This is a genomic window from Acidisoma sp. C75 (genome assembly GCF_054665095.1).
The window spans coordinates 315,042-334,303 of record NZ_BAAFHD010000002.1; the positions used below are offsets into that span (position 1 = coordinate 315,042).

The 19,262-nt window shown below is 67.3% G+C and carries 17 protein-coding genes; 7 read left to right on the top strand and 10 right to left on the bottom strand.

The window, feature by feature from the left end; translation table 11 throughout:
- Positions 1 to 18: 18 nt before the first annotated feature.
- Together cydB and ACYQ7X_RS03765 are read right to left on the bottom strand one after the other, a co-directional pair.
- Positions 19 to 1,155: a cytochrome d ubiquinol oxidase subunit II gene (gene cydB, locus ACYQ7X_RS03760; RefSeq protein WP_459695497.1), complete on the bottom strand. Its 1,137-nt coding sequence runs from the start codon at positions 1,153 to 1,155 to the stop codon at positions 19 to 21.
- A gap of 30 nt (positions 1,156 to 1,185) precedes the next feature.
- The gene (locus tag ACYQ7X_RS03765; protein ID WP_459695498.1) at positions 1,186 to 2,796 is read right to left on the bottom strand and encodes a cytochrome ubiquinol oxidase subunit I; all 1,611 of its coding nucleotides are present in this window, start codon (positions 2,794 to 2,796) and stop codon (positions 1,186 to 1,188) included.
- Positions 2,797 to 2,961: 165 nt separating this feature from the next.
- Between ACYQ7X_RS03765 and cydD the strand changes: the two genes are divergently transcribed.
- From cydD to ACYQ7X_RS03795, 6 genes are all read left to right on the top strand, one after another.
- The gene (gene cydD / locus ACYQ7X_RS03770; RefSeq protein WP_459695499.1) at positions 2,962 to 4,692 is read left to right on the top strand and encodes a thiol reductant ABC exporter subunit CydD; all 1,731 of its coding nucleotides are present in this window, start codon (positions 2,962 to 2,964) and stop codon (positions 4,690 to 4,692) included.
- The gene (locus ACYQ7X_RS03775; protein ID WP_459695500.1) at positions 4,689 to 6,356 is read left to right on the top strand and encodes an amino acid ABC transporter ATP-binding/permease protein; all 1,668 of its coding nucleotides are present in this window, start codon (positions 4,689 to 4,691) and stop codon (positions 6,354 to 6,356) included. Before cydD ends, ACYQ7X_RS03775 begins: the two co-directional genes overlap by 4 nt.
- Before the next feature lie 14 nt (positions 6,357 to 6,370).
- Positions 6,371 to 7,300 carry a DnaJ C-terminal domain-containing protein gene (locus ACYQ7X_RS03780; RefSeq protein WP_459695501.1) on the top strand — a complete coding sequence of 310 codons (930 nt, stop codon included), beginning with the start codon at positions 6,371 to 6,373 and terminating at the stop codon, positions 7,298 to 7,300.
- A complete protein-coding gene (locus tag ACYQ7X_RS03785) occupies positions 7,297 to 7,620 on the top strand; it encodes a chaperone modulator CbpM (protein ID WP_459695503.1) in 324 nt (107 codons plus the stop codon). Before ACYQ7X_RS03780 ends, ACYQ7X_RS03785 begins: the two co-directional genes overlap by 4 nt.
- Before the next feature lie 217 nt (positions 7,621 to 7,837).
- The gene (locus ACYQ7X_RS03790) at positions 7,838 to 10,225 is read left to right on the top strand and encodes a phosphoketolase family protein (protein WP_459695504.1); all 2,388 of its coding nucleotides are present in this window, start codon (positions 7,838 to 7,840) and stop codon (positions 10,223 to 10,225) included.
- 22 nt (positions 10,226 to 10,247) lie between these two features.
- Positions 10,248 to 11,432, top strand: a complete 1,185-nt coding sequence (locus tag ACYQ7X_RS03795) for an acetate/propionate family kinase (protein ID WP_459695505.1) — start codon at positions 10,248 to 10,250, stop codon at positions 11,430 to 11,432.
- Between the two features lie 15 nt (positions 11,433 to 11,447).
- Here ACYQ7X_RS03795 and ACYQ7X_RS03800 read toward each other — a convergent pair whose 3' ends face one another.
- Positions 11,448 to 12,518, bottom strand: coding sequence for an alkene reductase (locus tag ACYQ7X_RS03800; protein WP_459695506.1), 1,071 nt, complete (start codon positions 12,516 to 12,518; stop codon positions 11,448 to 11,450).
- Positions 12,519 to 12,640: 122 nt separating this feature from the next.
- Here ACYQ7X_RS03800 and ACYQ7X_RS03805 point away from each other — a divergent pair, with 122 nt between their 5' ends.
- A complete protein-coding gene (locus ACYQ7X_RS03805; RefSeq protein ID WP_459695507.1) occupies positions 12,641 to 12,973 on the top strand; it encodes an ArsR/SmtB family transcription factor in 333 nt (110 codons plus the stop codon).
- A 13-nt stretch (positions 12,974 to 12,986) separates the two neighbouring features.
- Here ACYQ7X_RS03805 and ACYQ7X_RS03810 read toward each other — a convergent pair whose 3' ends face one another.
- From ACYQ7X_RS03810 to ACYQ7X_RS03840, 7 genes are all read right to left on the bottom strand, one after another.
- A complete protein-coding gene (locus ACYQ7X_RS03810; protein WP_459695508.1) occupies positions 12,987 to 14,144 on the bottom strand; it encodes an iron-containing alcohol dehydrogenase in 1,158 nt (385 codons plus the stop codon).
- Between the two features lie 27 nt (positions 14,145 to 14,171).
- Positions 14,172 to 15,107, bottom strand: a complete 936-nt coding sequence (locus ACYQ7X_RS03815; protein WP_459695509.1) for a branched-chain amino acid ABC transporter permease — start codon at positions 15,105 to 15,107, stop codon at positions 14,172 to 14,174.
- The gene (locus ACYQ7X_RS03820) at positions 15,108 to 15,995 is read right to left on the bottom strand and encodes a branched-chain amino acid ABC transporter permease (protein ID WP_459695510.1); all 888 of its coding nucleotides are present in this window, start codon (positions 15,993 to 15,995) and stop codon (positions 15,108 to 15,110) included.
- 6 nt (positions 15,996 to 16,001) lie between these two features.
- Positions 16,002 to 17,237, bottom strand: a complete 1,236-nt coding sequence (locus tag ACYQ7X_RS03825) for an ABC transporter substrate-binding protein (protein ID WP_459695511.1) — start codon at positions 17,235 to 17,237, stop codon at positions 16,002 to 16,004.
- 36 nt (positions 17,238 to 17,273) lie between these two features.
- Positions 17,274 to 17,966: an ABC transporter ATP-binding protein gene (locus ACYQ7X_RS03830; protein ID WP_459695512.1), complete on the bottom strand. Its 693-nt coding sequence runs from the start codon at positions 17,964 to 17,966 to the stop codon at positions 17,274 to 17,276.
- On the bottom strand, positions 17,959 to 18,711 hold the full coding sequence (locus ACYQ7X_RS03835) for an ABC transporter ATP-binding protein (RefSeq protein ID WP_459695513.1): 753 nt from the start codon (positions 18,709 to 18,711) through the stop codon (positions 17,959 to 17,961). The genes ACYQ7X_RS03830 and ACYQ7X_RS03835 overlap by 8 nt, the downstream gene beginning before the upstream one ends.
- Before the next feature lie 83 nt (positions 18,712 to 18,794).
- Positions 18,795 to 19,064 carry a hypothetical protein gene (locus tag ACYQ7X_RS03840; protein WP_459695514.1) on the bottom strand — a complete coding sequence of 90 codons (270 nt, stop codon included), beginning with the start codon at positions 19,062 to 19,064 and terminating at the stop codon, positions 18,795 to 18,797.
- Positions 19,065 to 19,262: the final 198 nt, after the last annotated feature.

Below are 19,262 nucleotides of genomic sequence, written 5' to 3' on the forward strand. Positions count from 1 at the left end.
GAGGGCAGGGGCGCCGTGTCAGTAGGAATGCTCGTCATGCGCCACGCTCTCCACCTTCACCTTGCCGCCCATCACGTGGAAGGCCCAGGAGGTATAGGCGAGGATGATCGGCACGAAGATCGCGGCGAAGACGACCATCCAGCCGAGGGTATAAGCGCTGCTCGACGCGTTCCACACCGTCAGGCTCTGGCTCGGCTCGCTGCTGGAAGGCATCAGGAAGGGGAACATGGCGACGCCGGCGGTGCCGATGGTGCCCGCCCAGCCGGACGCCCCGAGCCACCAGCCGAGCACCGGCCGATTGCCCCGCAGCGCCACCGCGGCGAGGAACATGCCGGCGAGGCCGAGGGCCGGGATCAGCCAGAGCAGCGGGTAGGTCTGGAAATTCCCCATCCAGGCGCCGGCCTTCATGACGACGGCGGTGCCGCCGAGCGGGGTCGCCGCCATATTCGGATCGACCGCGCCGGTATAGACGAAGCCGCGGATGAACTGGATCCAGATGCCGCCGAGCACGAAGAGCGCGGTCGCGATCAGGCCGGCGGCGGAAGCGATGGCCCGCGCCCGGCCGTAGATCGGCTCCTCGCCGCGGATCATGAGCATCGCGCCCCCCTGCTGGATCGAGAGCGCGAGAGAGAGCACCCCGCAGAGCAGCGCGAAGGGGTTGAGGAGATACCAGATGAAGCTCTCATCCTGATGGTATTGGCCATCCCAATCGAAATGGAAGCCCACCCCCTGCAGCACGTTGCCGAAGGCCGCGCCATAGACGATCATCGGCACCGCGCCCGAGATGAGGAAAGCCCAGTCCCAGGTGGTGCGCCACGCGCCGCCTGCCTTGGAGCGATACTCGAAAGCCACCGGCCGCATGATCATGCTGAACAGAAGCAGGATCATGACGACGTAGAAGATCGAGAAGGACGTGGCGTAAAGGGTCGGGAAGGCGGCGAAGATCGCGCCCCCGCCGAGAATGAACCACACCTGGTTGCCATCCCAATGCGGCCCGATGATGTTGAGTGCGGTGCGGCGCTCGCCATCCGTCTTGCCGACGAAGCGCAAGAGCGTGCCGACGCCCATATCCATCCCCACCATCACCCCGAGGCCGATCAGGAGAATGCCGAGCAGCAGCGCCCAGACCAGCTTGAGGATTGCGTAAAGTTCCATCTGTTGTCTGTCCTTTTCGGGAGCGGATGCTTACTGCCAGGAACGATCGGCGTAACCGGGCTGGCCGAAGACGGGGGCGGTGCGCGGCGGCTTTGCCTCCGTCGCCTCATGCGGCGTCGGGCCGAGGCGGGCGAACTTGAACATGAGGTAGAGTTCGGCCGCGATGAAGATGCTGTAGAGCAGCACGAAGCCGATGAGCGAAAACACCATATAGCCGACCGTATGAGAGGAGGCCGATTGGAAGGTCGGCAGCCAGCCATAGACCGTCCAGGGCTGGCGGCCGTTCTCGGCGACGATCCAGCCATATTCGCAGGTCAGCACCGGCAGCGGGATGGCCCAGAGGCAGGCGCGCAGAACCCATGGGCGGCGTTCCAGTTCGTTGCGCAGGCTGTAATAGGCGCCGAAGGCGAAGATGAGGACGAAGAGAAAGCCGCAAGCAACCATCAGGCGGAAGGACCAGAATTCCACGAAGACGTTCGGAATGCTGTCGCGTGCGGCCTTGTCCAGCACGGCCGGGGTGTTCGCGGCCGTCAGATTGGCGAGGCTCTGACCCGGCGCATAGCGCTGGGCCAGGAACCCGTAGCCCATGTCATTCTCGTACTGCTTGAAGATCGCGAGCGCGGCGGGGCTCTTGGTCGCCGCATATTGTTGCAGGGCCGAGACCGCCTTGATGCCGTTCAGCGTCTTCTGCTTCGCCTGTTGTTCGAGGTCGAGGATGCCGGGGATCGGCGTGTCGATCGAATGCGCGACGAGCGGCGTCAGCACATAGGGCAGCCCGATCTCGGCGTAGTTCTTCTGCGCGACATCGTCCGGGATCGCGAAGAGCGCCCAGGGCGCGGCCGGCGGCTTGGTCGTCGTCCAGATACCTTCCATCGCGGCGAGCTTGGTCGGCTGCACAAGGTAATCGAGCCGCCCGAGCGCGTCGCCGAGCGTCACCACGGCGAGGGATGAGATGACGCCGAAGAGGGCCGCCATCCGGAAGGAGCGGGCGGCGAATTCGCGGTGCTGGCGGCGCAGCAGGTAGTAGGCGCTGATCCCCATGACGAACATCGCGCCGGTAACAAAACCCGCGATCGTGGTATGGACGAATTTTGCCTGCGCATCCTCGCTGAAGATGAGCGCGGCGATATTGTTGAACTCCATCCGCATTGTGTCGGGGTTGAAGCTCGCGCCGTGCGGGTCCTGCATGAAGCCGTTGGCGATCAGAATCCAGAGCGCCGAGAGGTTGGAGCCGAGCGCGACGAGGTATGTCACCGCGAGATGGGCGGGTTTGCTCAGCCGGTTCCAGCCGAAGAACATCAGCCCGACGAAGGTCGATTCCATGAAGAAGGCCATCAGCCCTTCGATCGCGAGCGGCGCGCCGAAGACATCGCCGACGAAGTGCGAATACATCGACCAGTTGGTGCCGAATTCGAACTCCATGGTCAGCCCGGTCGCAACGCCAATCGCGAAGTTGATGCCAAAGAGCTTGCCCCAGAACTGGGTCATGTCCTTGTAGATCTGCTTGCCGGTGATGACATAGACCGTCTCCATCGCGGCGAGCAGGAAAGTCAGGCCGAGCGTCATCGGGACGAAGATAAAGTGATAAAGGGCGGTGATGGCGAATTGTAGTCGTGATAGGTCAACGACGCTGTGGTCCATCTTGGGCTCCGGATTGCTTGCGCGATCGCCTCGCGCGGCGGCGGCGGGGGCAGGATGCCGGCGCGCGAGAGGCGGCCGGCGTTTCGCTTCCGTTAGACGTGGCGGCGCCGGCGCACCTTGATCTGCGTCAATGCAGGCGGGCCTGCAGAATTTAGGGTCCGCCGCATGAGCGAGGTTCTGATCTCTGCGGGCGAGGTTGCCGATGTCGTCGATCTCCCGCCCGAGGTCCGGCGGGCGCGCCTGGGTGCGGCGAAGGCGGCGCGGCGCAGCTGGCTCGCCGGGCTTGGCAAGGATGCCGGCCGGCTCGGCCGGCTGGCGGGTGCGGTCGCCACCGTCGAAAGCCTGGGCGCCATCGGCTTCGCGGCGGGGCTTGCCTACGGGCTCGCCGCTTTGCCGCGGGGGATCGCCGCCGCGGCGCCCTGGCTGCTGCTCGGCTTTGCAGGTGGTCTCGCGCGTGGGCTCGCCGGGCTCGGCAGCGCCCGCCTCGGCGCGGCCGCCGCCCGTTGCGCCAAGGCGGCGTTGCGCGATCGGCTGACCCGCCGCGTCTTTGCCCTGCCGCTCGGCCTGCGGCCGGAGACCGGCGCGCTGATGACGGCGGTGATCGACCGGGTGGAAACGCTCGACGGCTATCTCGCCCGTTTTCTCCCGGCCCGTGCCGCTGTCGCCGGCATTCTCCTGGTGCTGGTGGCGAGCGCCGCCGCAAGCCCGATCGGCGCCGCCATCCTGGGGGCGACGCTGCTGCCCTTCCTCGGGCTGATGATTCTGGCGGGCGGCGCCGCGGCCGATGAGGCGGAGGCGCAATTCATCGCCATGCTGCGGCTCGGCGCCCGCTTCGCGGACCGCATGCGCGCCCTCCCCCTCATCCTCGCCTTCCAGGCCGAGGCGGCCGAGGTCGCGGGTCTCGCCGCGGCCGCCGATACGCTGCGCCGGCGCACCATGCGCGTGCTCCGCATCGCCTTCATCAGCTCGGCCGGGCTCGAATTCTTCGCTGCCCTCGCGGTTGCCGTGATCGCCGTCTATGCCGGCTTCAACCTGCTCGGCCTCATGCCGCGCATCCTCACCCCGTTCGGCTTCGGCCATCTGGATGCCGCACGGGCCTTCTTCATCCTCGCCCTCGCGCCGGAATTCTATGCCCCGCTGCGCAAGCTTGCCGCCGCCTATCACGACCGGCAGGCGGCCGAGACCGCGGCGGACGGGCTGATGGCCCTGGAAGCGATGAGCCCGCCGGAACGGATTGCCGCGCCGCCGCTCCTCTCTGCGCCCGCTCTGCGCTTCGAAGCGGTCGAACTGCGCTACCCGGGGGAGGATCGCGCGGCGCTCGGGCCGGTGTCCTTCGCCGTAGCGCCAGGGGAGACCGTCGCTCTGCTTGGGCCGAGCGGCGCGGGTAAGACCAGCCTGCTCGCGCTCCTCCTCGGGCTCGCCCAGCCGAGCGCGGGGAGCATCATGGTCGATGCGGTGCCGCTGCCCTCGGCTGGCCTCGCGGGCGCAGTCGGCTGGATGGGCCAGGCGCCGCTGATCACCGCCGGCACCATCGCCGAGAACATCGCGCTTGCCCGCCCGGAGGCCGCGGCGGTGGAAATTCTGCAGGCGGCGGAAAAGGCTGGGCTCGGCCCCCTGCTCGCCAGTCGGGCGCGCGGGTTGGCGAGCCCTCTCGATGAGCGCGGCGCCGGTCTTTCCGGTGGAGAACGCCAGCGGATCGCGCTTGCGCGGCTGTTTCTCGCCCCGCCGTCGCTGCTTCTGCTGGATGAGCCGACCGCGCACCTCGATTCCGCGTCGGAAGCCGCCATCATCGCCGCACTCGCCGAGGTGGCGCAGGGCCGCACCACGCTCATCGCCACCCATTCCCCGGCGCTGGCGGCGATCGCCGATCGCGTCATCCGCTTGGAGGCTGCATGACCGCCCATCTCGGCCGACTGCTCGCGGCGGAACGCAAGCGTGAGCGCGGCCGCCTGCTCTGCGCGGGCCTCGCCGCCGGCATCGTCAGCGCCGCATCCGTGCTGCTCCTCGGCCTGTCCGGCTGGTTCCTGGCGGCGGCGGCACTCGCCGGGCTCGCCGGCCCGCTCGTCGCCAATGGCTTCAACTTCTTCACCCCCGCCGCCTGCATCCGGCTCTTCGCCATCCTGCGCACCGCCGGCCGCTATGGCGAGCGGGTGGTGGGGCACGAGGCGGCCTTGCGCGCCCTCGCGCGCATCCGCCCGGCGCTTTTCGCCGCTATCCTCGCCGCCCCCCCGGCCCGCGCGCTCGGGCTTTCGGTGGGCGACGCGGCGAGCCGCATGGTCTCGGATGTCGATGCGCTGGAGGCGCGGTTCGTGCGCCTCTCCGTGCCCTGGGGGCTGGTTGCCGCCATCCTGGCGGGGATGGCGATGTGCCTGCCGGCGGGGATCGCGCCCGCGCTCTCCACCGCCGCGGTTCTGGGGCTGACACTCGCCGCCGGCTGGTGGCTGGCGCGGGCTTCCGAAGCGGCGGGCGCTGAGGTGCAGCGTGCCCATGCCCGGCTGCGGGAGCGTTATGCCGGGCTCGTCTCCGCTTCCGCAGAACTTCGCGCTTATGGGCTGGAAGGCTGGGCGGCCGGGCAGATCGGCCGTGCGGGGGAGGATCTGCTCGCCGCCCAGGCGCGGCTCACCGCCTGGGGCGGCTGGTTCGCCCTGCTGCTGGGGGGCGCCACCAGCCTCGCCGCCATGCTCGCCCTGGGTTTGAGCCCTGGGCGGGCACTGCCGCGGGCGGCGATGGCCGCGCTCGGTGCCGCGATGGTGATGGATGGGGCGGCCGCTTACCTGCGCGGGCTGGAGGCGCGCGGCAGTTGGGCGGAGGCGGCGCGGCGGCTGGATGGCACGCTCGTGCCGGCGCCGGAACCCGCCGGGCGGGAAACGATCGGGCCGCGGCCGGCGCTGCATCTGCCGCTTTCCGCCCTGCCGCTGCGCCCGGGCCTCGCCTATGGCCTTGCCGGCCCCTCTGGCTGCGGCAAGACTAGCCTGCTCGAAGCCCTGATCGGCCTGCGGGAGGATCGTGCCGCGGCGGGGATCCGCCTCGACGGCGTGCCCCTCGGCATGATCGACCTGCAGGCGCGGCGCGCGGCTTTTGCCTTGGCGCCGCAGGATGCGGCCCTGCTCTCCGGCACGCTGCGCGACAATCTGCAACTCGCCAGCCCCGATGCGCCCCTGCCGGAAGAGGCGCTCTGGTCCGCTCTTGCCGATGCCGGGCTCGCTCTGCGCGTGCGGGCCTGGCCGCAGGCTCTCGATACCTGGATCGGGGAGAATGGCGCCAAGCTCTCCGGCGGGGAGCGGCGGCGTGTGGCCCTGGCGCGGGCCTATCTGCGCCCCGCGCCCTGGCTGCTGCTGGACGAGCCGACGGCCGGGCTCGACCGGGAGACCGAGACGCTGGTGGTGGCTCGCCTCGCCGCCCGCCTCCGCCGCACCGGCCAGGGGGCGCTGATCGTCTCCCACCGCGCGGCACCGCTGCAAATCTGCGCCTCTGTCCTGCGCATAGGCCAGGAAGATGCGACGTGCCTCGCCCCTTCAACCGCCCTATCGTCCGACCTACATAACCTCACGCTTGCTTGAGCCAGGACGGGATGATGGCGAAGAACGACCTCTACGCCACCCTTGGGGTGGCGCGGGATGCGACGGCCGATGAGATCAGGCGCGCCTATCGCGCGCTCGCCAAAACGCATCACCCCGATCTCAATCCCGGCAACCGGGCGGCGGAGGAGACGTTCAAGTCCGTAGCCGCCGCCTATGACATTCTGGGCGATGCTGAGAAGCGTCGCCGCTACGATCGCGGCGAGATCGACGCGACGGGCGCGGAGGCTCAGCCGGAGCATCCCGCCTATCGCCGCTACGCCGATGGCGCAGAAGGGAAGCGCTACCGCCAGCATGCGGCTCCCGGCATGAGCGAGGAGGAGCTGGGCGATCTCTTCTCCGATCTCTTCGGCCAGGCGCGGGAAGGCCGGGCGAGCGGGCCGCGCAAGGGGCGGGACGTGACCTATACGCTGACGATCGATTTTCTCGACGCCGTGCGCGGGGCGACCAAGCGGCTCGCGCTCCCCGATGGCAAAGGGCTTGACGTGCGTATCCCGCCGGGGATCGAGGAGGGGCAGATCATGCGCCTCAAGGGCCAGGGCGGGCCTGGGCGGGATGGTGGCGCGGCGGGCGATGCGCTGATCGAAATCCATGTCGCCCCGCATCCCTTCTTCCGCCGCGAAGGGCGGGATATCCACGTCACCGTGCCCGTCACCGTGGCAGAGGCGGTGCTCGGCGCCCGCATTACGGTGCCGACGCCATCGGGCCCCGTCGCCATGGCGGTCCCCAAGCGGTCGGATGCCGGCACGCGCCTGCGGCTGCGCGGCCGTGGCGTCGCCGCCCATGGCGGGGCGCCGGCGGGGGATCAGTTCGTGACCCTGACGCTCGTCCTCGGCGGGATCGACCCGGCGGTGGAGGCCGCCTTGCGTGATCATCCCACCACCCCCGCGCCGGATCCTCGCCGCGCCATGATGGAGGCCGCATGATCACCATCGAACGCATGACCGCCGCCGTCATCGGCCTCGATCCCGAGGATCTGCGGCGCTGGATCGCCAATGCCTGGGTGCGGCCGGATGGCGGCCCGGGCGCCTATCGCTTTCGTGAGATCGATGTCGCCCGCGTGCGTCTCATCGTGCAGCTGCGGGAGGATATGGGCCTCGACGAGGGAGCGGTGCCCGTGGTGCTATCGCTGCTCGATCAACTTTACGAGAGCCGCCGCAACCTCCGCCGGCTGCATGCCGCCATGGAGGCGACCTTGCCGCCCGAACTTCGTAGCCGCCTGATCGATCATCTGCGGGAAGGTTGAGGCGGCAGCTCCATCACCGCACCGACACTTGCGGGTGACGGGCGGATGACAATTGTCGCCAGTTGACTTGTATCAACGCGGCGCCCCCTGATTTGCGAGGACAAGAGATGCCGCCGGGCAGGAGGTGCGATCCTCCCCCGCCCGGCAAGCCGTGGCGCGCCGCCTGGCCCAGGTGCCGCGCCCGGCCATCCCTGCCACCGCACCCGAGGGGGTCCCGATGACTGAAGCATCCGCCACGCGCCCAGAAAATGCCCCGCTTTCACCGGACATGCTGCGCAAGATGGACGCCTATTGGCGGGCCGCGAACTACCTCTCGGTCGGGCAGATCTACCTGCGGGAGAATCCGCTGCTCGAAGAGCCGCTGAAGCTCGAACACGTCAAGCCGCGCCTGCTCGGCCATTGGGGCACCACGCCCGGGCTCAACATGCTCTATGTCCATCTCAACCGGCTCATCAAAGAGCATGATCTGAGCATGATCTACATCGCCGGGCCCGGCCATGGCGGCCCCGGCCTCGTCGCGCAGACCTATCTCGAAGGCTCCTATACCGAGCGTTATCCGGCGATCGAGCGCAGCCGGAGCGGTCTGCATCGCCTGTTCCGGCAATTCTCCTGGCCCTACGGCATCCCGAGCCATGTGGCGCCGGAGACCCCGGGCTCGATCCATGAGGGCGGCGAGCTCGGCTATTCGCTCGCGCATGCCTATGGCGCGGCTTTCGACAATCCCGATCTCATCGTCGCCTGCGTCGTCGGTGATGGCGAGGCCGAGACCGGCGCGCTCGCCACCAGCTGGCATTCGAACAAGTTTATCAACCCGGCGCGCGATGGCGCGGTGCTGCCCATCCTGCATCTCAACGGCTACAAGATCGCCAACCCGACCGTCCTCGCCCGCATCAGCCGCGAGGAACTCGCCGATCTCATGCGCGGCTACGGCTACGAGCCGTATGTCGTCGAAGGCAGCGATCCGGACGAGGTGCATCAAGCGCTGGCCGCCACGCTCGACAGGATCCTCGCCCGCATCCGCGAAATCCAGGCCGCTGCCCGCGCGCCCGATGCCGAAGGCCCGCCCGAGCGGCCGCGCTGGCCGATGATCATCTTCCGCACGCCAAAGGGCTGGACCGGCCCGAAGGAGGTGGACGGCAAGCCCGTTGAGGGCACATGGCGCGCGCATCAAGTGCCGATCACCGATCTCGCCAAGCCCGCCCATCTCAAAATCCTCGAAGACTGGCTGCGGAGCTACAAGCCCGAAGAGCTGTTCGACGCGCAGGGCAAGATCCGCGAGGAGATCACCGCCCTCGCGCCGACCGGCCATCGCCGCATGGGCTATAATCCGCATGCCAATGGCGGCGAGATCATGAAGCCGCTGGCCCTGCCCGATTTCGCGGCCTACGGGGTCGCGGTGCCGGCCCCGGGCGCGGTCCGCGAGGAGGCAACCCGCGTGCTCGGCCGCTATCTGCGCGATGTCATGAAGGAGAACCTTGAGCGACAGAACTTCCGCCTGTTCGGGCCGGACGAGACGGCATCCAACCGGCTCGATGCGGTTTACGAAGTGTCCGAGAAGCTGTGGATGGCCGCGCGCGAGCCCAATGATACCGATCTCGCAGCCGATGGCCGCGTGATGGAGGTGTTGAGCGAGCATATGTGCCAGGGCTGGCTGGAAGGCTATCTGCTCACCGGCCGGCACGGCTTCTTCAGCTGCTACGAAGCCTTCATCCACATCATCGATTCGATGATGAACCAGCATGCCAAGTGGCTGAAGGTGACGCGGGATATCCCCTGGCGCGCGCCGATCGCCTCGCTCAACTACCTGCTCACCTCTCATGTCTGGCGGCAGGACCATAACGGCTTCTCGCACCAGGATCCGGGTTTCATGGATCTCGTCGCCAATAAGAAGGCGGATGTCGCGCGGATCTACCTGCCGCCGGATGCGAATTGCCTGCTCTCCGTCGCCCATCACTGCCTGCATAGCCGCAACTACATCAACCTCATCGTTGCCGGGAAGCAGCCTGAGTGGCAGTGGCTCGACATGGATGCGGCAATCCGTCATTGCACGGCGGGCGCCGGCATCTGGGATTGGGCGAGCGATGCGGGGGAGCCCGATGTGGTGATGGCCTGCGCGGGCGATGTGCCGACGGTCGAAACCCTCGCCGCCGTGACGCTGCTGCGCGATTACGTGCCGGGTATCAAAATCCGGGTCGTCAATGTCGTCGATCTGATGGTGTTGCAGCCGACCTCTGAGCATCCGCACGGTCTGGAGGATGCGGCTTTCGATGCGCTCTTCACCGCGGATAAGCCGGTGATCTTCGCTTTCCACGGCTACCCCGCGCTCATCCACAAGCTGACCTATCGGCGGCACAACCACCGCAATATCCACGTGCGCGGCTTCAAGGAAGAAGGCACGACGACGACGCCGTTCGACATGGTCGTGATCAACAATCTCGATCGCTTCCAGTTGGCGCTTGACGCGATCCGCCGTATTCCGCGTCTCGTCGGCGAGGTGTCCGCCGCCGAGGATCGCTATTGGACGACGATCCAGCGGCATAAGCTCTATGTCGGCGAGCATGGGGACGATATGCCCGAGATCACCTCCTGGCGCTGGCATCGCTGAGCGGGCGGCGGGAGGTATCGCGGTGAGCGGGCAAGGCTCCATCCTGACGCTGAATGCGGGATCGTCGAGCATCAAGTTCGCCCTCTTCGATGTCGGGCGCGGGCGGCACCAGTCCTTGCGCGGCGAGATCGAAAACCTCGCTAGCGTACCGCATTTCCATGCGGTGGACGATGCGGGGGAGGTGCTGATCGAACGGCGCTGGAAGCCGGAGGACAACGCCTCCTACAGCCACGTGCTCGAAGAACTGCTCGGCTTTGTCGAGCAGCATCTCGGCGGCGCGCCGCTACTCGCTGTCGGCCACCGCATCGTCCATGGCGGGGAAGAGTTCGGCGCGCCGATCCAGCTTGACGCGGCGGTGGTCGCGCGGATCGAGGCGCTGACCCCGCTCGATCCCTTGCATCTGCCCCTCAACATCGCGCCGATCCGCGCCATCGCCGCGGCACGGCCGAAGCTGCCGCAGATTGCCTGCTTCGATACCGCCTTTCATCAAACGATTCCGGCCGTCGCGCGCGCCTACGCCATCCCGCGCGCGATCGCCGAGAAGGGCGTGCGGGCCTACGGCTTTCACGGCCTCTCCTATGAATATATCGCACGCCACCTGAAGCGAACGGCGGCCCATATGGCGGGTGGGCGGATCATCGTGGCACATCTCGGCGCGGGCGCCAGCCTTTGCGCGATGCATGAGGGGCGGAGCGTCGCGACCACCATGGGCTTCAGCCCGATCGACGGTCTTGTCATGGCAACGCGCTCAGGAGTGATCGATCCGGGTGTGCTGCTCTATCTCGCGCGCCAAGGCATGAGCTTCGCGGAGATCGAAGAGCTGCTCTACAAGAAGTCGGGCCTACTCGGGGTCTCCGGCATCAGTGGCGATGTGCGGACATTGCAGACGAGCGAAGTGCCGGAGGCGCGGCAGGCGCTCGACCTCTTCGTCTATCGCTTTGTATGGGAAGCGGGCGCCCTCATCAGCGTGCTTGGCGGGCTCGATGGTCTCGTCTTCACCGCGGGCATCGGGGAACATGCGGTGGGTCTCAGGGCCGAGATCTGCGCCCGCCTCTCCTGGACCGGCCTTCGGCTCGATCCTCACGCCAATGCTGAGAATGCTGAGCGTGTCAGTCTGCCCGATAGCGCGGTGGAGGTACGGGTGATCCCGACCAATGAGGAGGCGATGATCGCCGAGCATGCCGAACGTCTGCTCGGCATGCTGTGAGGCGTGTCGGCGGGGTTACGCTGCCGCTTCCGCCGGGGTCATCGCCGGGTAGTCAGTATAGCCACGTGCGCCGCCGCCATACATCGTCGTGCGATCAAGCTCGTTGAGCGGCGCGCCCGCGCGGAGGCGCGCAGGCAGATCGGGGTTGGCGATGAACTTGACGCCGAAGGCGATGGCGTCCGCCCAACCCTCGGCCAACGCCTCCTCGGACTGTTCGACCGTGAAGCGCTCATTGGCGATGTAGGTGCCGCCGAATTCCCGCTTCAGCGCCTGGCCGATCGAATCCGGGGCGGCATGCTCGCGCGCGAACAGGAAAGCGAGGTTGCGCTTCTTGGCTTCACGCGCGACATGGCTGAAGGTGCCGAGCAGGTCGCTATCGCCCATGCTGTGGCTGTCGCCGCGCGGCGCCAGATGCAGGCCGACGCGCTCGGCACCCCAGACCGAGATCGCGGCATCCACCACTTCGAACATCAGCCGCGCACGGTTCTCCACCGGGCCGCCATAGTCATCTGTCCGCTTGTTGCTCGCATCCTGCAGGAACTGGTCGAGCAGGTAGCCGTTCGCGCCATGGATCTCCACGCCGTCGAAGCCGGCGCGCATCGCATTCTCGGCGCCCTTCCGGAAATCTGCGACGATGCCGGGGATTTCTTCGAGCGTCAGCGCCCGCGGCATCGGGTAGGGGCGCTCGGGCCGCAACAGGCTCACATGGCCCTGCGCGGCGATCGCCGAAGGCGCCACGGGCGGTTCGCCGCCGAGCAGCGACGGGTCCGAGATCCGGCCGCAATGCCAAAGCTGCATGACGATATGGCCACCCGCCGCGTGAACGGCATCGGTGATCATCCGCCAGCCTTCTACCTGGGCGTCGGACCAGATGCCGGGGGTGCGCTCGTAGCCGACCCCCTTTGCGGTGACGACGGTTGCTTCCGTCACGATGAGCCCGGCGGAAGCGCGCTGCACATAGTAGTCGCGCATCAGCGGGGTCGGGATACGGTCCTCCGTCGCCCGCGCGCGGGTCAGCGGCGCCATGAAGATGCGGTTGGGGAGATCGAGGCTCCCAAGGCGGATAGGGTCGAAAAGCGTGGGCATGTCTGGCAAATCCTCTATGAGGGCGATAAGCCGATTGGCGCGCCGCCAACCCTCGGAAGAGGCGAAGGCGGCGTCTTTCACCGTTTGATGTTCGACGAACATCGAATATAATGAGCTTCAGCATGACGCAAGAGCCCTACCCGCATCCGAGGATTGAGACGGTCGCACTGACCGAGGTGCTGCATGCGCTGAGCGACCCGGTGCGGCTCTGCATTCTCCGCCGGCTGGTGCCGGGTGAGGAAGCGGCCTGGAGCGGGTTTGAGGTGAAGGTCTCGCCCTCCACCCTCAGCCATCACATGAAGGTGTTGCGCAACGCCGGGCTTATCCTCAACCGCAAGGACGGCACGCGCTGCCTCGTCTCGCGCCGGGCGGAGCTTGATCAGCGTTTCCCGGGCCTCGTGGACACCGTGCTGCGCCTGGCCCCGGTCGCCTGTGTGGCGGAAGAGGCGGCCTGAGCCGGACCGCCCTTCAATCCCAAACTTCGCGATAGAGGGCGATGATCTCGGCGGCTTCCGGCACGCGGGGGTTGTTGGCCGGGGAGCCGGAGGCGAGCGCCTGCTCCGCCATCAGCGGCAGCAGCGCCTCCCACCGCGCCGGATCGATGCCGTAGCTCTTCGGCGTCGGCACCGCGAGATCGCGGTTGAGGGTCGCGAGCGCCTCCGTCAGCCGGGCCGCCGCCGCCTGGTCTCCCTCCGTCTCCGCAGCGATCCCCATGGCGCGGGCGCAATCGGCGTAGCGGCCGAGCGCGCCCGGCAGCGAGAAGCGCGTGACCGCCGGGAGCAGCATCGCGTTTGAAAGCCCGTGCGCCACATGGAAATGCGCCCCGATCGGCCGGCTCATCCCGTGCACGAGGGCGACGGAGGCGTTGGAGAAGGCGATGCCGGCCTGATGCGCGCCGAGCATCATCGCTTCCCGCGCCGGGCGGTTGCCGGGCTCGGCATAGGCCGTGCGCAGATTGGCCCAGATGAGCGTCATGGCGCTGATCGCCATCCCGTCCGAAAACGCATTGGCGCGGCGGGAAACATAAGCCTCGATCGCATGGGTCAGCGCGTCCACCCCGGTATCGGCGGTCAGCCGCGCGGGCTTGGAGAGGGTGAGTTCGTAATCGACGATGGCACCCATCGGCAGGTAAGCGAGGCCGGCGCAGAGCATCTTCTCGCCGCTCGCCTCATCCGTGATGATGGTGAAGCGCGTCGCTTCCGAGCCGGTCCCGGCGGTCGTGGGGATCGCGATGATCGGCAGGCCTGCCGCGTCCTGCACATGCGGCACCTTCAACGCCTGCATCTGCCCACCCGTCTGGCTGAGCACGGCGGCGGCCTTGGCGGTATCGATCGGGCTGCCGCCGCCGAAGCCGATCACGCAGTCGAAATCGCCCGCGCGGATCATGGCGGTCGCGGCCTCCACGGAGGCGACCGTCGGGTCCGGCACCACCTCGGTGAAGGCGGGCGCAGAAATGCCGGCTTCACCCAGCAGATCCTGCAAGCGGGTAAGACCGCCTGATTTGGCGAGGAACGGATCGGTCACGATGAGCGGGCGGGCGAGGCCGAGGGCTGCGAGCAGCGCCGGCGTCTCGCCGATCGCGCCGGCACCGAGGCGGATGAGGCGGGGGAGCGCGATGGCAGCCATGGCGGTTCTCCGAAATCCGGCGCCGCCTCAGAGCGAGGTGCGCAGATGATGGGCGATCTCGCCCACGATGCCGCGGCGGAAGACGAGCACGCATACGACGAAGATGGCGCCCTGGATCACAATCACCCAGGCGCCGAAGGGGGCGAGATAGTATTGCATGGCGACGACGACGAGCGCGCCCACGATCGGCCCGAAGATCGTGCCGATACCGCCCAGCAGCACCATGAGCACGACGAGGCCGGAATTGCTCGCCCCGACATCGGAGAGCGTCACGATGCCCATCACCATGGCCTTGGCGGCGCCCGCGATGCCGGCGAGGAAGGCCGCGAGGATGAAGACGATCCATTTGTAGTTCGCGGGCTTGTAGCCGAGGGAGACGGTGCGCGGCTCGTTATCCCGCACGGCTTTGACCACCTGGCCGAAGGGCGAGTGCACGATACGATGGACGAAGAGCACGCCGGCGATGAAGATGATGGCGATCAGCCAGTAGATCACCCGATCGTTCTTGAGCGGAATGGCACCGAAGAGCGCGCTGCGGGGAATGCCCTGGATGCCGTTCTCGCCGCCGGTGAAGCCGGTCAGCTGCACCGCGCCGAAATAGACGATCTGGGCGAGGGCGAGCGTCACCATCGCGAAATAGATGTCCTGCCGGCGGATGGCGAGCCAGCCGAAGACGGTGCCGAGCGCCGCCCCCGCGATGCCACCCGCGATGATACCAAGCTCAGGCGTCAGGCCCGCACTCTGCACGAGATAACCCGCGACATAGCCGCCGAGCCCGAAATAGGCCGCCTGGCCGAGCGAGAGCAGCCCGACCTGCCCCATCAGCAGGTTGGTGCCGAGCGCGAAGAGCGCGAAGCACATCACCTGCATGACGACGATGGGATAGAAGAAGAAGGGCGCCGCGATCACCACCAGTACGAGGATGAGAAGGGCGAGGCTCTGGGCGCGCGAGAAGCCGAACATTCAGGCCGCCCTTCCGAAGAGGCCCGCCGGGCGCGCCAGCAGCACGATCGCCATGACGACGAAGACGACGACGGCCGAGCCCGGCGGGTAGAAGACATCCGTGAAGCCTTCGATGATGCCGAGGCCGAAGCCGGTAAGGATGGCGCCGCCGATCGAACCCATGCCGCCGATGACGACGACGGCGAAAACCGTGTCGATGAGGTCGGACCCCATGCCGGGATTGACCGAGTAGAGCGGGGCCGCGAGCACGCCGGCCAGGCCCGCAAGTGCGACGCCACCGCCGAAGGTCAGCGCCAGTAGCCGCGGCACGTTCACGCCGAAAGCCTGGACGAGCGCAGGGTTTTCCGTCGCCGCCCGCAACAGCGCGCCGAGCCGCGTGCGCTCGATGACGAGCCAGACCGCGGCGCAGATGATGATCGCCGCGAAAACCACGAAGCCGCGATAAATTGGCAGGAACATGAAGCCGAGATTGACGACGCCGCCAAGGATGCGCGGCGCCTCGTAGCTGACGCCGGAGACGCCGAAGTAGTTGGTTGCAAGCCCCTGCAGCACCTGGGCGAGGCCGAAGGTCAGCAGCAGGCCGTAGAGAATGTCGAGCTTGTAGATCGGGCGGATGAGCGTCCGCTCCACCGCGATGCCGAACAGGCCGACGATGACGGGCGCGCAGAGCAGCGCGCCCCAGTAGTCGATCCCGAGATAGGTCAGCAACCCCCAGGTAACGAAGGCGCCGACCATGAACATCGCGCCATGGGCGAAATTGATGATCCTCAGCAGGCCGAAGATGATCGCCAGCCCCATCGAGAGCATGGCGTAGAACGAGCCGTTGATGAGGCCGAGCAGAAGCTGCCCGAAGAGCAGCGGCAGCGGCTTGCCGAAGATCATCACCATGGGCGGTCAGGCCTTGACGAGCGGGCAGCCTTCGGTCGCCAGCGGCGCGAAGGTCTCCTCGGCCGGAGTTTCGTGCAGCAGGGTGTAGTAATCCCAGGGGATCTTGCTTTCCCCCGGCTTTTTCACCTGGAAGAGGAAGGAGGGGCACATGAAGCGGCCATCCTCGCGGATGTAGTTCTTTCCGAAGGCGTCGTCATCCGTCGGCATCTTCTTCATCTGGGCGACGACGGCAGCGCCGTCCAACGCCTTGTCCACGCCGAGCGCGTCCACTGCCTTGAGGAAGTGCAGCGTCCCGCTGTAGCAGCCGGCCTGCGCCATGGAGGGGTAGTTGGTCGGCGTCCTCGGCAGCACGCGCTTGGTAAAGGCCCGCGTGCGGTCGTTGAGGTTCCAGTAGAAGCTCTCGGTCAGCACCAGCCCCTGGGCGATATCGAGCCCCATGCCGTGCACATCGTTGATATAGATGAGGAGCCCCGCGATCTTCATGCCGCTCTGCGTGATGCCGAACTGATGTGCCTGCTTGATCGAGTTCACCGTATCCTTGCCGGCATTGGCGAGCCCCAGCACCTGCGCGCCGGAGGATTGCGCCTGCAACAGGAAGGAGGAGAAATCGGTCGTCTGCGGGAAGGGATAGGCGACATCGCCGACGACCGTGCCGCCGGCCGCCTTCACCACGCCTTCCGTCTGGTCGCGCAGCAATTGGCCGAAGGCGTAGTTGGCGGTGATGAAGAACCAGCTCTTGCCGCCACGCTTGACCATCGCGCCGCCGGTCGAGTGCGACAGCATATAGGTGTCGTAGGTCCAATGGATGGTCGCGGCATTGCACTTGGTGCCGGTGAGCAGCGAGGTCGCGGAATTCGAGTTGATGTAGGTGCGGTTCTTCTGCGCGGCGACCGCGGCGATGGCGAGGCCGACCGCGGAATTCGGCACGTCGATGAGCATATCGACGCCATTGTCGAACCACTGGCGTGCGAGACCGGCCCCGACATCCGGCTTGTTCTGGTGATCGCCTTGAATGACCTTGATGTCATAGCCCTTGGCGGCCGCGCCCCAATCCTCGATCGCCTGCTGCACGCAGGCAACCGAGGTCTTGCCGCCGATATCGCTATAGACGCCGGAGAAATCGCTGCATACGCCGATGGTAAGCGTCTTCTTCCCCTGCGCCCGGGCCCGCGTGCTGGGCAGGCCGGCCAGGGCTGCTGCGGCGGCCGCGGCGCCGAGCGCGCCTCGTCTCGTGAGTGTCATCGTCTTGCCTCCCCAAAATCATTTCTTGCAGTCAGGTCAGACACCAAGGCGCCGGTGCAACGCGTCCATCTTGTCATCCAGTTCGGCGCTCGGGATCATATCGACAATCCGCCCTTGCTCGACGAGATAGTGGCGGTCGGCCAGTTGCGAGACGAAGCGGAAGTTCTGCTCCACCAGAAGCACGGTGAAGCCGCGCCGCTTGATCTCGGCGATCATCGCGCCGATCTGCTGCACGATGACCGGAGCGAGCCCTTCGGTTGGCTCATCAAGCAACAGAAGCTTCGCACCCGTGCGCAGGATGCGGGCGATCGCCAGCATCTGCTGCTCGCCGCCCGAAAGCTTGGTGCCGGGGCTGCGCGCGCGTTCCTGCAAATTCGGGAACAGCTGATGGATCTCGGCGATCGTCAGCCCGCCGGGCGCCACCACCGGCGGCAGCATGAGGTTCTCATACACGCTCAAGCCCGCGAAGATGCCGCGCTCCTCCGGGCAGAAGCCGATGCCGGCGCGGCCGATCTCGTCCGGCCTCGCATTCACCAGCTCCCGCCCCTGGAAGCGGATGCTGCCGCGCCGCCGCGGCACCAGGCCCATGATGGATTTGAGCGTCGTCGTTTTGCCGGCGCCGTTGCGGCCGAGCAGCGTAACGCATTCGCCTTCCCGGATGCTGAATTCCATCCCGTGCAGCACGTGGCTTTCGCTATACCAGGCGTTGAGCCCCGAGACTTCAAGCATGGTCCGAACCCAGATAGGCGGCGATGACGGCGGGATTGCGCGAAACGCTGTCGTAATCGCCCTCGGCGAGGATCTTGCCCCGCGTCAGCACGGTGATCTGGTCCGAAAGGCCGGAGACCACCGAGAGATTGTGCTCCACCATAAGGATCGTGCGCCCGCTGCGGATGCGGCGGATCAGTTCCACGATGCGCGCCACGTCTTCTTCCGTCATGCCGGCGGTCGGCTCGTCGAGCAGCAGGAGCGGCGGATCGAGGGCGAGGGTGGTGGCGATTTCGAGCGCGCGCTTGCGACCGTAGGAGAGGGCGGCGGCGAGGGTATCGGCGAAGCCGCCGAGGCCGACATCCGCGAGCAGGGCCCGCGCCCGATCGTCATATTGCCGCAGCAGCCGGTCGGAGCGCCAGAAATCGAAGCTCGGGCCCCGCCCGCGCTGCAGCGCCATGCGCACATTCTCAAGCGCCGTCAGCCGCCCGAAGACGGCGGAGATCTGAAAGCTGCGGACGAGGCCGCGCCGCGCGACATCGGCGGGCTTGGCGCGGGTGATATCCTCGCCGCGGAACAGGATGCGCCCAGCGCTCGGCTGCAGGAATTTGGTGAGCAGATTGAAGCAGGTGGTCTTGCCGGCGCCGTTCGGGCCGATCAGCGCATGGACAGAGCCTTGCACCACGCGCAACGAAACGCCATCCACGGCGGTGAAGCCGCGAAAGGATTTCGTCAGCCCCGAGGTTTCAAGGACAAATTCCGCCAAGAACAGATCCGCCCGTTTATGCTGTTTTTTTCAGGCTCGCACAGAACGAATGGTCAGGCAATACGCGTGACGAAGCGGGTGCCTTATCCGCCCGGCGGTCGGCAGGCGAAGCTGACCGGGGCGAGGCCGCCGCGCGGCTTGCCGATGCCGAGTTGCACGGCGGTTTTGCCGAAACCCGCGCAATGCGCCGCTGCGGCGCGCTCTGCTGCCGGCAGGTTGCGCAAGGCCGGGTCGATCAGGATGGTGATATTGCTCGCGCTCGCGGTTTGCACCCGGTAGCGCGGCACGTTTGCCGGCGCGCAGGCAGTGGCGCAGAGCGGCAGCAGCAGGGCGAGGGGCAGATAGGGCTTCATTGGCGCGCGGTTCCTCCCGGGCCCTAGCCTTACAGAAAATCCCGCGCGGATACAGAGATCTTTCTGGCGCAGTGATGTCGTGGGCGTTGTCGGCAAGCCCCGTCCCGGCGCGGCGGGCCGACCCGTCGCGCATGAGCAGTCATCGATGCGGGACGCGCCGTGGCGGACCGTTTTGATCGCGGAATCTCGCCGCCGGGT

Excerpts from the sequence above, each read along its gene's own strand:
- cydB (WP_459695497.1), bottom strand. The coding sequence starts at position 1,155 with ATGGAACTTTACGCAATCCTCAAGCTGGTCTGGGCGCTGCTGCTCGGC.
- ACYQ7X_RS03765 (WP_459695498.1), bottom strand. The coding sequence starts at position 2,796 with ATGGACCACAGCGTCGTTGACCTATCACGACTACAATTCGCCATCACC.
- cydD (WP_459695499.1), top strand. The coding sequence starts at position 2,962 with ATGAGCGAGGTTCTGATCTCTGCGGGCGAGGTTGCCGATGTCGTCGAT.
- ACYQ7X_RS03775 (WP_459695500.1), top strand. The coding sequence starts at position 4,689 with ATGACCGCCCATCTCGGCCGACTGCTCGCGGCGGAACGCAAGCGTGAG.
- ACYQ7X_RS03780 (WP_459695501.1), top strand. The coding sequence starts at position 6,371 with ATGGCGAAGAACGACCTCTACGCCACCCTTGGGGTGGCGCGGGATGCG.
- ACYQ7X_RS03785 (WP_459695503.1), top strand. The coding sequence starts at position 7,297 with ATGATCACCATCGAACGCATGACCGCCGCCGTCATCGGCCTCGATCCC.
- ACYQ7X_RS03790 (WP_459695504.1), top strand. The coding sequence starts at position 7,838 with ATGACTGAAGCATCCGCCACGCGCCCAGAAAATGCCCCGCTTTCACCG.
- ACYQ7X_RS03800 (WP_459695506.1), bottom strand. The coding sequence starts at position 12,518 with ATGCCCACGCTTTTCGACCCTATCCGCCTTGGGAGCCTCGATCTCCCC.
- ACYQ7X_RS03805 (WP_459695507.1), top strand. The coding sequence starts at position 12,641 with ATGACGCAAGAGCCCTACCCGCATCCGAGGATTGAGACGGTCGCACTG.
- ACYQ7X_RS03810 (WP_459695508.1), bottom strand. The coding sequence starts at position 14,144 with ATGGCTGCCATCGCGCTCCCCCGCCTCATCCGCCTCGGTGCCGGCGCG.
- ACYQ7X_RS03815 (WP_459695509.1), bottom strand. The coding sequence starts at position 15,107 with ATGTTCGGCTTCTCGCGCGCCCAGAGCCTCGCCCTTCTCATCCTCGTA.
- ACYQ7X_RS03820 (WP_459695510.1), bottom strand. The coding sequence starts at position 15,995 with ATGGTGATGATCTTCGGCAAGCCGCTGCCGCTGCTCTTCGGGCAGCTT.
- ACYQ7X_RS03825 (WP_459695511.1), bottom strand. The coding sequence starts at position 17,237 with ATGACACTCACGAGACGAGGCGCGCTCGGCGCCGCGGCCGCCGCAGCA.
- ACYQ7X_RS03830 (WP_459695512.1), bottom strand. The coding sequence starts at position 17,966 with ATGCTTGAAGTCTCGGGGCTCAACGCCTGGTATAGCGAAAGCCACGTG.
- ACYQ7X_RS03840 (WP_459695514.1), bottom strand. The coding sequence starts at position 19,064 with ATGAAGCCCTATCTGCCCCTCGCCCTGCTGCTGCCGCTCTGCGCCACT.